At 74.2% G+C, this 14,922-nt stretch carries 16 protein-coding genes; 8 read left to right on the forward strand and 8 right to left on the reverse strand.

The genetic code is table 11. The annotated features are described in order from the left end of the window. Positions 1-137 precede the first annotated feature (137 nt). The 3 genes from ABZ493_RS08655 to ABZ493_RS08665 all read right to left on the reverse strand — a co-directional run bounded on the left by ABZ493_RS08655 (position 138) and on the right by ABZ493_RS08665 (position 2,825). Positions 138-1,325 (reverse strand): SPFH domain-containing protein, encoded by a 1,188-nt coding sequence (locus ABZ493_RS08655; RefSeq protein WP_430581762.1) that lies wholly within the window; start codon positions 1,323-1,325, stop codon positions 138-140. A gap of 104 nt (positions 1,326-1,429) precedes the next feature. Continuing rightward, positions 1,430-1,903 (reverse strand): NfeD family protein, encoded by a 474-nt coding sequence (locus ABZ493_RS08660; protein WP_430581763.1) that lies wholly within the window; start codon positions 1,901-1,903, stop codon positions 1,430-1,432. Positions 1,904-2,027: 124 nt separating this feature from the next. Beyond that, a complete protein-coding gene (locus ABZ493_RS08665; RefSeq protein WP_430581764.1) occupies positions 2,028-2,825 on the reverse strand; it encodes an ABC transporter ATP-binding protein in 798 nt (265 codons plus the stop codon). Between the two features lie 88 nt (positions 2,826-2,913). Between ABZ493_RS08665 and ABZ493_RS08670 the strand changes: the two genes are divergently transcribed. Beyond that, a complete protein-coding gene (locus ABZ493_RS08670) occupies positions 2,914-3,678 on the forward strand; it encodes a hypothetical protein (protein ID WP_430581765.1) in 765 nt (254 codons plus the stop codon). Positions 3,679-3,793: 115 nt separating this feature from the next. Here the strand turns inward: ABZ493_RS08670 and glgA are convergent, their stop codons facing one another. Continuing rightward, entirely contained in the window at positions 3,794-5,086 is a 1,293-nt protein-coding gene (gene glgA, locus ABZ493_RS08675; protein WP_430581766.1) for a glycogen synthase, read from the reverse strand. A 65-nt stretch (positions 5,087-5,151) separates the two neighbouring features. On the opposite strand from glgA, the gene glgC reads away from it, so the two are divergent. From glgC to ABZ493_RS08695, 4 genes are all read left to right on the forward strand, one after another. Further along, the gene (gene glgC, locus ABZ493_RS08680) at positions 5,152-6,396 is read left to right on the forward strand and encodes a glucose-1-phosphate adenylyltransferase (protein WP_430551762.1); all 1,245 of its coding nucleotides are present in this window, start codon (positions 5,152-5,154) and stop codon (positions 6,394-6,396) included. Further along, complete coding sequence (gene serB / locus ABZ493_RS08685; protein WP_430581767.1) at positions 6,389-7,129, forward strand: phosphoserine phosphatase SerB; 741 nt, start codon at positions 6,389-6,391, stop codon at positions 7,127-7,129. The genes glgC and serB overlap by 8 nt, the downstream gene beginning before the upstream one ends. Positions 7,130-7,204: 75 nt before the next feature. Continuing rightward, positions 7,205-8,641: a cytosine permease gene (locus ABZ493_RS08690; protein ID WP_430581768.1), complete on the forward strand. Its 1,437-nt coding sequence runs from the start codon at positions 7,205-7,207 to the stop codon at positions 8,639-8,641. Beyond that, positions 8,638-9,192 carry a cysteine hydrolase gene (locus tag ABZ493_RS08695; protein WP_430581769.1) on the forward strand — a complete coding sequence of 185 codons (555 nt, stop codon included), beginning with the start codon at positions 8,638-8,640 and terminating at the stop codon, positions 9,190-9,192. Before ABZ493_RS08690 ends, ABZ493_RS08695 begins: the two co-directional genes overlap by 4 nt. Before the next feature lie 3 nt (positions 9,193-9,195). Here ABZ493_RS08695 and ABZ493_RS08700 read toward each other — a convergent pair whose 3' ends face one another. Genes ABZ493_RS08700 through fabG form a run of 3 tightly spaced genes read right to left on the reverse strand, consistent with a single transcriptional unit; the run spans position 9,196 to position 11,365 of the window. Then, a complete protein-coding gene (locus tag ABZ493_RS08700) occupies positions 9,196-9,744 on the reverse strand; it encodes a histidine phosphatase family protein (RefSeq protein WP_430581770.1) in 549 nt (182 codons plus the stop codon). Positions 9,745-9,793: 49 nt separating this feature from the next. After that, the gene (gene fabI, locus ABZ493_RS08705; protein ID WP_430581771.1) at positions 9,794-10,558 is read right to left on the reverse strand and encodes an enoyl-ACP reductase FabI; all 765 of its coding nucleotides are present in this window, start codon (positions 10,556-10,558) and stop codon (positions 9,794-9,796) included. A 54-nt stretch (positions 10,559-10,612) separates the two neighbouring features. Then, entirely contained in the window at positions 10,613-11,365 is a 753-nt protein-coding gene (gene fabG, locus ABZ493_RS08710; RefSeq protein ID WP_430581772.1) for a 3-oxoacyl-ACP reductase FabG, read from the reverse strand. 219 nt (positions 11,366-11,584) lie between these two features. Between fabG and ABZ493_RS08715 the strand changes: the two genes are divergently transcribed. Genes ABZ493_RS08715 through ABZ493_RS08725 form a run of 3 tightly spaced genes read left to right on the forward strand, consistent with a single transcriptional unit; the run spans position 11,585 to position 13,346 of the window. After that, on the forward strand, positions 11,585-12,079 hold the full coding sequence (locus ABZ493_RS08715; RefSeq protein ID WP_430581773.1) for a DUF3099 domain-containing protein: 495 nt from the start codon (positions 11,585-11,587) through the stop codon (positions 12,077-12,079). Beyond that, positions 12,079-12,315 (forward strand): hypothetical protein, encoded by a 237-nt coding sequence (locus tag ABZ493_RS08720; protein ID WP_079576726.1) that lies wholly within the window; start codon positions 12,079-12,081, stop codon positions 12,313-12,315. The genes ABZ493_RS08715 and ABZ493_RS08720 overlap by 1 nt, the downstream gene beginning before the upstream one ends. Next, the gene (locus tag ABZ493_RS08725; protein ID WP_430581774.1) at positions 12,312-13,346 is read left to right on the forward strand and encodes an SURF1 family cytochrome oxidase biogenesis protein; all 1,035 of its coding nucleotides are present in this window, start codon (positions 12,312-12,314) and stop codon (positions 13,344-13,346) included. The genes ABZ493_RS08720 and ABZ493_RS08725 overlap by 4 nt, the downstream gene beginning before the upstream one ends. On the opposite strand, the gene abc-f is transcribed toward ABZ493_RS08725, so the two are convergent. Beyond that, the gene (abc-f, locus tag ABZ493_RS08730) at positions 13,319-14,917 is read right to left on the reverse strand and encodes a ribosomal protection-like ABC-F family protein (protein WP_430581775.1); all 1,599 of its coding nucleotides are present in this window, start codon (positions 14,915-14,917) and stop codon (positions 13,319-13,321) included. The genes ABZ493_RS08725 and abc-f overlap by 28 nt on opposite strands. Positions 14,918-14,922: the final 5 nt, after the last annotated feature.

Genomic DNA, 14,922 nt, shown 5'->3' on the forward strand with positions numbered 1-14,922 from the left:
GCACTCACTCCGCAACGCTGGTCGATCCGCACCGGTCGGCGCCGTCCGGAGACGGCGAGGGCCGCCACCCCTCGGGGTGACGGCCCTCGCGTCCGGATTCGCGCCGGCCACCTGCCGGCAACGTGCCGGGACCACCGCTACTGCTGCGGGTCCTCCGGCTCGCCGCCGAGCGACCGCGGCTGCGCCCCGGGCGACGGCGGCGGCGTCGGGCCGTCCGACGGCCGCTGGCCGCGCTCGGCGGACGGGTCGAACGGTGCGCCCGACCGGGTGCCCGCGCTCGTGGCGTCCGCCGTGGCGGCCTCGGCCTGGCGCCGCGCCTCCGCGAGCGCCTCGCCCGGGTCCTCCAGGGCCTGCGCGGGGAGCGACGACGGCCGCGGGCGCGCCTCGGCGCCGCCCTCGTCGTCGGCGGGCGGGGTGGGGATGCCGGGCGTGCCGGGCACGCCGCCGAAGCCCTTGGCGATCGAGCCGAGCGCCGCGGTGAACTCGGTGGGCACGACCCACAGCTTCGACGCGTTGCCGTTGGCGATCTCCGGCAGCATCTGCAGGTACTGGTAGGCCAGCAGCTTCGGGTCGGCGTCGCCCTCGTGGATCGCGCCGAACACCTGGAGGATGGCGCGCGCCTCACCCTCGGCCTGGAGGATCTTCGCCTGGGCGTCACCCTCGGCCCGGAGGATCTGGGACTGCTTCTCACCCTCGGCGGTGAGGATCTGCGACTGCTTGACACCCTCCGCCGTGAGGATCGTGGCGCGACGGTCACGCTCGGCGCGCATCTGCTGCTCCATCGCGCCCTGCACGGAGGCGGGCGGCTCGATCGACTTCAGCTCGACGCGGTTGACGCGCACGCCCCAGCGGCCGGTCGCCTCGTCGAGGACGCCGCGCAGCTGGCCGTTGATCTGGTCGCGACTGGTGAGCGTCTGCTCGAGGTCCATGGAACCGACGACGTTGCGCAGCGTGGTGACCGTGAGCTGCTCGATACCGGTGATGTAGTTCGCGATCTCGTAGACCGCCGACTTGGGCTCCGTCACCTGGAAGTAGATGACGGTGTCGATGCTCACCACGAGGTTGTCGCTCGTGATCACGGGCTGCGGCGGGAAGGACACGACCTGCTCACGCAGGTCGACGCCCGCACGGATGCGGTCGACGAACGGCACCAGCAGGTGCAGCCCGGGCTCGAAGGTCTTGTTGTAGCGACCGAGCCGCTCGACGATCAGCGCCGTCGCCTGGGGGACGATGCGCACGGCCTTGACCAGCGCGACGATCAGCACGATCGCCAGGATGAGGAGCACCACGTAGAGCACGATGGTGCCGGGTTCGGTATCGGACACGTCGGTCCTTTCCTGTCGACACTGTCGACATCGGACGGTGCCGCCGGTCTCCCCGGCGGGTCGTGCAGGATCCCGGCCGGCGGGAGGGCCCGGCGCGCGGGACGTCAGGCGGGGTGCTGCTCGTGCGTCGTCGCCACCGGGGCGACGACGGCGGTCGCGCCGTCGATACGGACGACGCGGACCTCGGCGCCGACGGGCACGCGCCCGGTCGAGTTCGGGATGCCGTCGTCCTCGAGGCGGGCGCTCCAGACCTCGCCCTGCAGCTTGACTCGGCCGCCGGTCTCGGTGACCTCGGCCAGGACCACGGCCAGCCGGCCGATCTGGCCCGCCGCGTTGGTCTCGACCAGCGGCATCCGCTGGCGCAGGTGGCGCAGCAGCCAGGGTCGCAGCGTGAAGAGCAGCAGCGCGGACACGATGCATGCGACGAGGATCTGGAGCCAGAGCTCACCGCCCGCCGCCGCGGTGACGGCTCCGCCGAGGGCGCCGCCGGCGAGCATGATCAGCACGAGGTCCAACGAGAGCATCTCGATCGCGGCGAGCAGCAGCGCGCCTCCGACCCACCACAGCCAGGAGTCCACGGACCTCTCCCCTCGTCGTCCCTCGCGGGAGCGTGCGGTGCCGGAGACCCCTCAGGGAAGCGACGCCCCCGCCACCAGGTTTTGCACAGACTTTACCAAGCCCGAGCCGACGCGGGAAGCCGTCTCAGCGGCCGGCGGGTCGCGCCGCACGGGCCAGCCAGCGGCCCCCGCCGTGGGCGACCATGAGAGGGGTGCCGAACGCCTGCGAGAGGTTCTCGGCCGTGAGCACCTCGTGGATCGGACCGGCGGCCTGGATGCCCCCGCGCTTCATGAGCATGAGGTGGGTGAACCCCGGCGGGATCTCCTCGACGTGGTGCGTCACGAGCACCAGGACGGGCGACGCCGGGTCGGCCGCGAGTTCGGACAGCGCGCCGACCAGCTCCTCCCGGCCGGCGAGGTCCAGGCCCGCCGCGGGCTCGTCGAGCAGCAGGATCTCCGGGTCGGTCATGAGGGCACGGGCGATCTGCACGCGCTTGCGCTCGCCCTCCGACAGGGTCCCGTAGAAGCGGTCCGCCAGGTCCGCGACGTCGAACGCCGCGAGCAGGTCCTTGGCCCGCTGCTCGTCGAACTCCTCGTAGGTCTCCTGCCACCGGCCGGTCACGCCGTACGCCGCCGTGAGCACCACGTCGCGGACGGTCTCGTGCCCCGGGATCCGGTCGGCGAGGGCCGCGGAGGCGAAGCCGATCCGCGGGCGCAGCTCGAACACGTCGACGCGGCCCAGGCGCTCGCCCAGGAGCTCCGCCGTCCCGGCCGTGGGGTGCGAGCGTGCGGCGAGGATCTGCAGCATGGTCGTCTTGCCGGCGCCGTTGGGGCCGAGGACGACCCAGCGCTCGCCCTCGTTCACCTGCCAGTCCACGGCGTCGAGGATGGTGGTGGTACCGCGTCGAACGGTGACGCCCTGCAGGTCGAGAACCGCGCTCATGAGGCCCGACCCTACCCGAGCACGCACCCCGGCCCGGACGACCGCCTCGCCCTGCGGACGCGCTTCGCGGACGTCTACTGTGAGCCCCGTGGAGACCGACCCGAACGTCCTCCCGCGCAGCGTCGTGCTGGCCCTGTGGCTGCAGACGGCCGGCGCCGCGCCCGGGGTCGTCGTGCGCAGCGTGCAGGGCGACGACGAGCCGCACGGCGTCGTCGGCCTCCCCGGGGCCGACGACGCCGACCTGCGCGAGCTCGTCACGACGTGGCTCGACGGCCCGCGCGAGGTGTGCGCGCTGCTCCCCGCCCCCGGCGACCTCGGCGGGGTGCCCGCGGACGTCAGCGCCGCGGCGACCGACGCCGGCGAGTGCGTGGTGGTCACCACCCCGGCGGGCTCCTTCGCCGCCGTGCCCGCGGTGACGGCGTTCGGCAGCGCGCTCGAGCCCGGCCACCTCGTCGCGTGGCAGGTCCGGCCGGTCCCGGCGTGGTCGACCCTCGTCGCCGGCACCCTCGGTTCCCTGGCCGACGCCGAGCGCGAGCTGCGCACCAGCCTCGTCACCGCGACCGACGCGCTCGACGCCCTCGACGTGGCGCGCTGGCGCGACGACGCCGCGGACGCGATCGAGCGTCTCCGGGGCGGGACGACGGACGGCTGGCCGGTACCGCAGCTCGACGGCCGCCGCGCGCGGGTGCTGCAGCTCGCGACGCGCCTGCTCGCGATCGTCGACCTCGCGACGGTCGACGAGGGCGGCGCCGTCAACGTCTGGCAGTCGGACCAGCGCTCCACCGCGCTGCGCGAGGTGGAACGCACCGCCCGGCGGGCGCTCAGCGCCGCGACCTACGGCTCCGTGGGCTGACCCCGCCCACCGGCCCGCGCGACCCGCTCGGTCCTGCTCACCCGTCCTGCTCACCCGTCCTGCTCACCCGTGCGGGTCAGCCGTGCGGGTCAGCCGTGCGGGTCAGCCGTGCGGGTCAGCCAACGAGGACCGATCGGTAGACGTCGAGGGTGCGCTCGGCGACGGCCTCCCAGGAGAACAGCTCCTCGGCCCGGCGCCGGCCGGCCCCGCCCATCGCCGCCGCACCGGCCGGGTCGTCGAGCACCCGCTCGAGCGCACCCGCCAGGTCCGCGACGAACCGCTCGGGGTCCAGCGGCGTGCCCGTGCCGTCGTCGGCCTGCTCGATCGGCACCAGGGCGCCCGTGACGCCGTCGTCGACCACCTCGGGGATGCCGCCGGTCGCGGTGCCGACCACGGGCAGGCCGACGGCCATCGCCTCGAGGTTGACGATCCCGAGCGGCTCGTACACCGACGGGCAGACGAAGACGGTGCTCGCCGCGAGCACGGCGAGCAGGTCGGGGCGGGGCAGCATCTGCTCGATCCAGACCACCCCAGCCTCGGCACCGGAGCCGCCGGGCCCCGCCTCGCCCGTGCCGCCCCGCGCGCGGCGCAGGTCCGCCACGAGGCCGCGCACCTCCGCCATGAGCTCCGCGGTGTCAGGGGCGCCCGCGCACAGCACGACCTGCACCTCGCGCGGCAGCCGCGCCGCGGCGCGCAGCAGGTACGGCAGGCCCTTCTGCCGGGTGATGCGGCCGACGAACACGACGGCCGGGCGCTCGGGGTCGATGCCGAGGTCGCGGACGACCCGCTCGGCCGCCGGGTCGCCGGGCGCCGGGCGCCGCCAGCCCGCGAGGTCGATGCCGTTGTGCACGACGTGCACCCGCGCCGGGTCGAGCTCCGGGTAGACGCGCAGGATGTCGGCGCGCATCCCCGCGGACACCGCGATCACGCCCGCGGCGCCCAGGTAGGCGGTGCGCTCCGCCCACGACGACAGGGCGTACCCGCCGCCGAGCTGCTCCGCCTTCCAGGGCCGCAACGGCTCGAGCGAGTGCGCCGTCACGACGTGCGGCGCACCGTGCAGCAGGCCGCCGACGTGCCCGGCGAGGTTGGCGTACCAGGTGTGCGAGTGCAGGACGTCTGCGCCCCCGACGTCCTGCGCCATCGCCAGGTCCACGCCGAACGTGCCGAGGGCGGGGTTCGCGGACGCGAGCTCGGCCGGCACGCCGTAGCCCGTCACGCCCGCCTCGGCGTCGGCGGCCGCGCGCGGCCCGTCGAAGCAGCGCACCCGCACGTCGACGTGGCGGCGCAGCACGGCGGACAGCTCGGCCACGTGCACGCCGGCGCCCCCGTAGACGTGCGGCGGGTACTCGCGGGTCAGCAGGTCGACGCGGAACGGGCTGCCGGCGGGGCTGCTGGTGGGCGTGCTCACCCGGCCAACCTAGCGGGGTCGGCGGGTCGCGGGCGCGGCGGCCCACGACGCCCTAGGGTCGTGGCATGGCGTCGACCCAGCCCCGCGTGCTCGCGATCGTCCTCGCCGGGGGCGAGGGCAAGCGCCTCATGCCGCTCACCGCGCACCGTGCCAAGCCGGCCGTCCCCTTCGGGGGCATCTACCGGCTCGTGGACTTCGCGCTGTCCAACATCATCAACTCGCACTACCTGCACGTCATCGTGCTCACCCAGTACAAGTCGCACTCGCTGGACCGGCACATCTCGAAGACGTGGCGCATGTCGTCGCTGCTCGGCAACTACGTGTCGTCGGTGCCCGCGCAGCAGCGGGTCGGCAAGCACTGGTACCTCGGGTCCGCGGACGCCATCTACCAGTGCCTCAACATCATCGACGACGAACGGCCCGACATCGTCGTGGTGGTCGGCGCGGACCACGTGTACCGCATGGACTTCTCGCAGATGGTGGAGGCGCACGTCTCCTCGGGCGCCCGCGCCACGGTCGCGGCCATCCGGCAGCCGATCGCGATGGCCGACCAGTTCGGCGTCATCGAGGTGGACCGCGAGGACCCGACGCGGATCAGCGAGTTCCTGGAGAAGCCGGAGAGCCCGGTGGGGCTGCCCGACTCCCCCACCGAGGTGCTCGCGTCGATGGGCAACTACGTGTTCGACGCCGACGCGCTCGTCGAGGCGGTCACGAAGGACTCGGCCGACCCCGACTCCCGGCACGACATGGGCGGCGACATCATCCCCGCGTTCGTCGCCGAGGGCACCGCCGGCGTGTACGACTTCATCCGCAACGAGATCCCCGGGTCCACCGACCGCGACCGCGACTACTGGCGCGACGTCGGGACGATCGACGCCTACTTCGAGGCCAACACCGACCTCATCGCCGTGCAGCCGGTGTTCAACCTGTACAACCAGGACTGGCCGCTGCTCACCGGGTACACGGGGCTGCCGCCCGCCAAGTTCGTGCACGCCGGGCCGGGGCGCCTGGGTCACGCCGCCGACTCGATCGTCTCGCCTGGTGTCCTCATCTCCGGCGCGACCGTCGCAGGGTCCATCCTGTCCCCGGGCGCGCACCTGCACTCGTGGGCCACCGTCACGGACGCCGTCGTGATGGACAACGTCCAGGTGGAGCGGCACGCCCAGGTCCACCGCGCCATCCTCGACAAGAACGTGGTGGTGAGCGAACGGGCCCGCGTCGGCGTCGACCACGACGAGGACCGGGCCCGCGGCTTCACCGTCTCGGAGTCGGGGATCACCGTCGTCCCGAAGGGCACCGTCGTTGCTTGACCCCGCTCCCCGCACCGCCCCCGCCCCCGCCAGCACCGCGGACGGCGGCGCCGAGGCGCCGCGCCGCCGGCTCGTCGTCACCGACGTCGACTCCACCTTCATCACCGCCGAGGTGATCGAGCTGCTCGCCGACCACGCCGGCACGCGCGCCGAGGTCGCCGAGGTGACCGAGCGGGCGATGCGTGGCGAGCTCGACTTCGCCGGCTCCTTGCGCGAGCGGGTCGCCACCCTGCGGGGCGTGCCCGTCGAGGCGCTGACCGCGGTGCGCGAGGCCGTCGTCCTCACGCCGGGCGCCGCGGACCTCGTGAGCGAGACCCGCCGCCGCGGCTGGGAGTTCGGGCTCGTGTCCGGCGGATTCGCCGAGATCCTCGGCCCGATCGCCGCCGCACTCGGCATCGACCGCTGGCGCGCCAACCGCCTCGAGGTGGCCGACGGAGTCCTCACCGGCCGCACCGTCGGACCGGTCGTCGACCGCGCCGACAAGGCCGCCACGCTGCGCCGCTGGGCCGCCGAGTGCGGGCTCGAGATGGTCGACACCGTCGCGGTCGGGGACGGGGCCAACGACCTCGACATGATCGACGCCGCGGGCATCGGCATCGCCTTCGCCGCCAAGCCGCTCGTGCGCGCGCAGGCGCCGTTCAGCGTGGACGGCCCCCGGCTCGACGACGTGCTCGGCGTCATCGACGCCGTCGACGCCGCGGCGGGCCGCGGGCCCGCCAGCACCCGCCCCTGAGCCGGCGGCCCTGAGCCCACCGGCCTGAGCGCGCACCCGTAGCGCGAAGCCCCTGGCAGGGGCCAGGATCGGAGCATGGCGACGACGGTCGAGACCAACGCGCTCAACACCATCGACGAGTCCGAGCGGCACGGGAGGCCACGGGACCTGTTCTGGCCGTGGTTCGCGGCGAACGTGTCCGTGCTGGGCCTGGGCTACGGCGCGTACCTGCTGGCGTTCGGCGTGTCCTTCTGGCAGGCCGTGGTCGTGGGCGCCGTGGGCATCGTGGCGTCGTTCCTGGCCTGCGGGTTCATCTCGCTCGCCGGACGGCGCGGGTCGGCGCCCACGATGGTGCTGAGCCGGGCGGCGTTCGGCGTGGACGGCAACCGGCTCCCGTCGCTGCTGTCCTGGATCCTCACGGTGGGCTGGGAGACGGTGCTCGTCGCCCTCGCCACGCTCGCGACGGCGACCGTGCTCGGCACCCTCGGGTGGGGCGGCGGCACCGTGACGCAGGTCGTGACGCTCGCGGTGGTGGCGCTGGTCGTGGTGGCCGCGGGGATCTTCGGCTTCCAGCTCGTGATGCGGCTGCAGCAGGTCATCACCGTGCTCACCGCGGTGCTCACCGTGATCTACGTGGTGCTGGTCGCGGGCCACATCGACTGGGCGACGGTCGCGGCGATCCCGCCCGGCCAGGCCCCGCAGGTGATCGGCGGCCTGGTCTTCATGATGACCGGCTTCGGGCTCGGCTGGGTGAACATGGCGGCCGACTACTCGCGCTACCTGCCGCGCACGGCCTCCGGCCCCGCCGTCGTCGGCTGGACGACGTTCGGCGCCTCCCTCCCGCCGGTGCTGCTGCTCGTCGCCGGGATGCTGCTCGCCGGCTCGGACCCCGCCCTCGCCGACGCGATCGGCGCCGACCCGATCGGCGCGCTGGCCGTGCTGCTGCCGGAGTGGTTCCTCGTCCCCTTCATGGTCGTGGCGCTGGCCGGGCTGATCGGCGGCGCGGCGCTCGACATCTACTCCTCGGGCCTCGCCCTGCTGTCGCTGGGGCTGCCCGCCCCGCGCTGGGTGGCGGCCGCGATCGACGGCGTCCTCATGGTGCTCGGCGCCACCTACGTCGTCTTCGTCGCCGACGACTTCTTCGGCCCGTTCCAGGGCTTCCTCATCACGCTCGGCGTGCCGATCGCCGCCTGGTGCGGCGTGCTGCTCGCCGACATCGCGCTGCGCCGCAAGGACTACGCGGACGACGAGCTCGCGGACCGGCGGGGGCGGTACGGCAGCGTGCGGTGGTCGGCGGTGCTGCTCGTCGTGGCAGGCACCGCCATCGGCTGGGGTCTCGTCACCAACACGTACGCCGGGTGGCTGTCGTGGCAGGGCTACCTGCTCGAGCCGCTCGGCCTCGGCGGCCGCGACGGTCAGTGGGCGGGCGCGAACCTCGGCGTGCTCGTGGCCCTCGCGCTCGGGCTGCTGGGCACGTTCGTCCTCTCGGCGCGCGCGGTGCGGCGCCAGGAGTCGGCGCAGGAGGCGGCATGAGCGCCGCGCTCGTCGTGGTCGACATGCAGGCGGTCTTCGGCCGGCCGGGCAGCCCGTGGGCCGCGCCGGGCTTCGACGCCGCGGCCGCGAACCTGCGGCGGCTGCTGCCGGCCTTCGCCCGCCGGACGGTGTGGACCCGCTACGTGGCGCCCCGCGAGCCGGAGGGCGCGTGGCGGGACTACTTCGCGCAGTGGCCGTTCGCCCTCGTGCCGCCCGACGACCCGCTGTACGCGTTCGCGGACGGCCTGGACCCCGCGGGCGCGCCGGTGGTCACGGCAACGACGTTCGGCAAGTGGGGACCGGAGCTCGACGCGGCGACGGGCCGCGCGGACGAGCTGGTGGTGGCCGGCGTCTCCACCGACTGCTGCGTGCTGTCCACGGTGCTGCCCGCCGCGGACGCCGGCCGGCGGGTCCGCGTGGTGGCCGACGCGTGCGCCGGGGCGAGCGACGCCGATCACCGGCGCGCGCTCGACACGATGGGGCTCTACGCGCCGCTGGTGGAGGTCACGACCGTCGACGAGCTGCTCGGCGAGACCCGCGGCAGCTCCTGACGGTCAGGACGGCCGGCCGACGTGCACGAGCCGCGCGCCGTCGCGGCCCCACTCGGACCACGGCTCGGCGGACTCGAGCACCGCGTAGGTGGCGGTCGGGACGCCGACGCGCACCTGGGCGACCGCCGCGGCGTCGGAGCCGTCCCCGGCGAGGTACGCCGCCGTCGCCGCCATGGTCGGCTCGTGCCCGACGACGAGCACCGTGCACGCCGACGCCTCGACCTCCCGCAGGAGGCCGAGGACGTCGCGCACGCTCGCCTCGTAGAGCTCGTCCCGCACCTCGAGCACGGTGTCACCCGAGCCGTCGAGGTGGGAGGAGGCCAGGTCCCAGGTCTGCCGGGTGCGCAGCGCAGAGGACACGAGCGCGACCTGCGGCCGCACCCCCGCCGCGGTCAGCGCCATGCCGACGCGGCTCGCCTGCTTGCGCCCGTTCAGCGCCAGCGGGCGACGGTCGTCGGTGATCACGCCCTTGCCGGGCTCCGCCTTGGCATGGCGCAACAGCACGAGGCGCCAGGTCGGCGCCTCGCCCTCGGCCTGCGTCACCGCTCTCATGGGCTCCGTCTCACAGGTCGTTCCAGGGGCCGCTCCGGGCCCCGACCCGTCACTGACCCATCGCGTGCACACCGCCGTCGACGTGGACGATCTCCCCGGTCGTGGCGGGGAACCAGTCCGAGAGAAGTGCCACGACGGCGCGCGCAGCCGGCTCCGCCGTCGTCTGGTCCCAGCCCAGCGGGGCCCGCTGCGGCCAGGCGTCCTCCATGGTCGCGAACCCCGGGATGGACTTCGCGGCCGTGGTGCGGATGGGCCCGGCGGAGACGAGGTTACACCGGATGCCGTGGGGCCCGAGGTCGCGGGCCAGGTAGCGGTTGGCGGACTCCAGGCCGGCCTTCGCGACGCCCATCCAGTCGTAGACCGGCCAGGCGAACGTGGCGTCGAACGTGAGGCCCACGTAGGCGCCGCCGGACATCAGCGGGCGGGCCGCCTCGATGAGCGACTTGTACGAGAACGTGGAGACCTGCAGGGCCGTCGCGACGTCGCCCCACTCGGCGCCCAGGAAGTTGCCGCCCATCACGGTCTGCGGGGCGAAGCCGATCGAGTGCACGACGCCGTCGATCCCGTCCACGTGCTCCTTGACGCGCTCCGGGAGGGCGGCGAGGTCCTCGTCGCTGGTGACGTCCAGCTCCACCACGGGCGCCGTGACCGGCAGGCGCTTCGCGAACGCCTGCGTGAGCTTCATCTGGCGGCCGAACGAGGTGAGCACCACCTCGGCGCCCTCCTCCTGGGCGAGGCGGGCGGCGTGGAACGCGATCGAGCTGTCCGTGAGGACGCCCGTGATGAGGAGCTTCTTGCCGTCGAGCAGAGCCATGATGACCTTCCGGTTGTGCTGAGGGGGTGGGAGCGGGGATGCCGGCAGTGCCGGTCAGTGGCCCATGCCGAGGCCGCCGTCGACCGGGATGACCGCGCCGGAGACGTAGGCCGCGGCGTCGGAGGCGAGGAACTGCACGACGCCCGCGACCTCGTCGGTCGACGCGAACCGGCCGGCCGGGATCGACGCCTTGTACTGCTTCTGGGTCGCCTCGGGCAGCGCGGCCGTCATGTCCGTCTCGACGAAGCCCGGCGCCACCACGTTCGCCGTGATGCCCCGGCCGCCGAGCTCGCGGGTGATCGACCGGGCCATGCCCACGAGGGCCGCCTTGGACGACGAGTAGTTGACCTGGCCGGGGCCGCCGTACAGCCCCACGACCGAGCCGACGAGCACGATGCGGCCCTTGCGCGCACGGATCATCCCCTTGGAGGCGCGGCGCACGCAGCGGAACGTCCCGGTGAGATTGACGTCGAGCACGGTCTCGAACTCCTCGTCGCTCATGCGCATCAGGAGCTGGTCGCGCGTGACGCCGGCGTTGGCGACGAGCACCTCGACCGGGCCGAGGTCGGACTCGATCGCCGAGAACGCGGCGTCCACGGCCGCGCTGTCGGTGACGTCGGCGACGTAGCCGTGCACGCCCTCCGGCAGCTCGCCGCTGCGGTAGAGCGTCGCGACCGTGTCGCCCGCGGCGACGAAGTGCTCGGCGATGGTGCGGCCGATGCCACGTGCCGCGCCGGTCACGACGACGACCCGGCCGGCGGAGGTGCCGGCACCGGCGGCGGGCTGGGGGGCGGGGGCGTCGGTCACGGAATCTCCTCGGGCGGTCGTGCTCGTGCGGGCGGACGGGGATGGGCGGGACGGGCGTGCGGACGGCCGTCGACGCCCTGGTGACGGTACCCCGACGCGGCGCCCTCGCAGGGTCGCGGCGCGTCACACGTCCTCCCGGCGGTTTGTCGGATCCCTACAAGGCGAGGTGCCCCCGCCGGCGGGTCCGGGGGGCTGTGCGCGCCGCCTTAGACTGGCCGGGTGAGCAACGCCCGCGCGACCTCTCCCGGTCCGCGCCCCTCCGGAGGCCGCCGCCACGGTGCGGACCAGGGTGCCGAGGTCCCCTCGATCACCAGCGCGCCCGAGCCGCTGGAGGAGGACCAGGCGCGCCGCACGCACCGCTACCTCGTGCAGATGGGCATCCGGGTGATCTGCTTCCTGGGCGCGATCGCCGTCGGCGACACCTGGGTGCGGTGGGTCCTTGTCGTCGCCGCCGTCGTCCTGCCGTACTCGGCGGTGCTGTTCGCGAACGCGGGGCGCGACCGCGTCTCCTACGACACCTCGCCGATGGTCGACGTCGCGCCCACCGAGCTGACCGCGTCCACCCAGGAGCCCGCCCAGGACGACGCCGCCCCGCACCGCCAGGAGGGTTCCGGGCCGGAGACGTTCGACGGCCCGCACCGCGTCGTCGAGCACCAGGACGACCCGGCGGACGAGAACGAGGACACGAACGAGAACCCCGGAGGGACCCGCTGATGGACGTGCTCGGGACGAACGCCGACCCGGTGGCGGGCGAGCTGATCTGCTCCGCCAAGGGCTGCCGCGCCGAGGCGGCGTGGGGCCTGCTGTGGAACAACCCGCGGCTGCACACGCCGGAGCGCCGCAAGGTGTGGCTCGCGTGCGACGACCACCGCGAGCACCTCGAGCAGTTCCTCGGCGCGCGCTCGTTCTGGAAGCAGACGGTCCCCGTCGCGGAGCTCGATCGCGCGTGACGACCGACCACCCCACGGACCGCCCGCCCCTGCCGTCGGACGACCACCGCTCCCCCGACGGGCCCGCCGCGCCGCGCACGCGCCGGCAGTGGATCACCCTCGGCCTGGGCGCCGTGCTGCTGGCCGCCGTGTGCGTCCTGGCGGCCGTGTGGCAGTGGCACCGCTACACGTGGCGCGAGGCGCAGATCGACCTGGTGGAGTCGAACTACGCGGCGGCCCCGGTGCCCCTGACGGACGTGCTGCCCGAGCCCGGCGACGTCCTCGACCCGGATGACGAGTGGCGCCCCGCCGTGGCCACCGGCACCTACCGCCCCGAGGACACGGTGCTGCTGCGCAACCGCCCCGTCGGCGGCCAGCCCGGCTTCCACGTGCTGGTGCCGCTCGAGACCACCGGGGCGGACGGGCAGCGGGTCGTCCTCGTCGTGGACCGGGGGTTCGTGCCGCTGGGCGAGGACGCGAGCGGGCCGTCCTCCGTGCCCGACCCGCCGTCCGGCGAGGTCGAGGTGACGATGACGATGCGGCCCGACGAGCCTTCCTCCGACCGGGGCACCCCCGCAGGGCAGGTGCAGGCCATCCACACCGACCAGGTGCTCGCCGCCGGCGCGGACGGCGCCGCGTGGGCAGAGGGCGCCACCGTGGGCGGGTACGGGCAGCTGCGCTCCGAGGACCCGTCCGCCGCGACGACGCCGGGCGCGCTCCCGGAGCCGGACACCGACCCGGGCTCGCACCTCAGCTACACGGTGCAGTGGTGCATCTTCGCGCTCGGCGCGCTGGGCGGCTACGTCGTGCTGTGGCGGCGTGAGACGCGACCCGTGCACGTCACGGCGGGCGACCTCCTCGCCGCCGGCGACGACCCGGACCCCCGGGACGGGACCGGGCGGCCGGGCGCTGCCGGGCGCCCCCAGCGTCCCCGCCGGCGGAAGCTCGACGAGGACTACGAGGACGCCCTGCTGGACGCCGCCGAGCGGCCGCGGGCCGACGCCGAGCGGCCCGCCGGCGAGCGTCAGGCCAGCGACACCAGCTCGGCGTAGTCCGCGGACCACAGGTCCTCGTCGCCGTCCGGCAGCAGCAGCACCCGCTCCGGATTGAGCGCCTCGACCGCGCCGTCGTCGTGGGTGACCATCACCACGGCCCCCTCGTAGGTGTCGAGCGCGCCGAGGATCTCGGCGCGCGACGCCGGGTCGAGGTTGTTCGTCGGCTCGTCGAGCAGCAGCACGTTCGCGCTCGAGACGACGAGTGTGGCGAGGGCGAGCCGGGTCTTCTCCCCGCCGGACAGCACGTTCGCCGGCTTCTCCGCGTCGTCGCCGCTGAACAGGAACGACCCGAGGACCGAGCGCACCTGGGTGTCGGTGAGGTCCGGGGCCGAGTGCCGCAGGTTCTCCACGACCGTGGCGTCCATGTCCAGGGTGTCGTGCTCCTGGGCGTAGTAGCCGATCTTCAGCCCGTGCCCCGGCACGACCTGTCCCGTGTCCGGCTGCTCCACGCCGCCGAGGATGCGCAGCAGCGTCGTCTTGCCCGCGCCGTTGAGGCCGAGGATGACCACGCGCGAGCCGCGGTCGATGGCGAGGTCGACGCCCGCGAAGACCTCCTGCGACCCGTAGCTCTTCGACAGCTCGGTGGCCGTGAGCGGAGTGCGGCCGCAGGGCGCCGGCTTCGGGAACCGCAGGTGCGCGACCTTGTCGGCGCGCCGCTCCCCCTCCAGCCCGGACAGCATCCGCTCCGCGCGCTTCATCATGTTCTGGGCGGCCGTCGCCTTGGTCGCCTTGGCACGCATCTTGTCGGCCTGGGCCAACAGCACGCCGGCCTTCTTCTCGGCGTTGGCCCGCTCGCGGCGGCGGCGGCGCTCGTCCTGCTCGCGCTGCTCCAGGTAGGCGTCCCAGCCCAGGTTGTACTGGTCGAGCTCGCCGCGGTTCGCGTCCAGGTGGAACACCTTGTTCACCGTGGCGCGCAGCAGGTCGACGTCGTGGCTGATCACGATGAACCCGCCGCTGTACGTCTTGAGGTAGTCGCGCAGCCAGACGATCGAGTCGGCGTCGAGGTGGTTGGTGGGCTCGTCGAGCAGCAGCGTGTCGACGCCGGAGAACAGGATGCGCGCCAGCTCGATGCGGCGGCGCTGACCGCCGGACAGCGTGTTCAGCGGCTGGGCCAGGACGCGGTCGTCGAGGCCGAGGTTGCTGGTGATCCGGTGCGCCTCGGACTCGGCCGCGTACCCGCCGGCGGCGAGGAAACGCGCCTCGAGCTTGGGGTACCGCTCGAGCGCCGCGGCCTGCGTGTCGGCGTCGGCCGACGCCATGAGCCCCTCCGTCTCGCGCATCTGCGTGACGATGTGGTCCAGGCCGCGCGCGCTGAGCACGCGGTCCATCGCGATGACGTCGAGGTCGCCCGTGCGCGGGTCCTGCGGCAGGTAGCCGATGTCGGTGCCGCGGGTGATCTGCCCGGCCGCGGGCAGCGTCTCGCCCGCGAGCGTCTTGGTGAGCGTCGTCTTGCCCGCGCCGTTGCGGCCGACGAGGCCGATGCGGTCGCCCGGCGCGATGCGGAACGTGGCCTCGTGCAGCAGGGTGCGGGCGCCGAAGCGCAGCTCGACGCCATGGGCGGTGATCAAGGCAG

This window comes from Isoptericola sp. NPDC019482 (assembly GCF_040632295.1).
In the GTDB taxonomy this organism is placed as follows: domain Bacteria; phylum Actinomycetota; class Actinomycetes; order Actinomycetales; family Cellulomonadaceae; genus Isoptericola.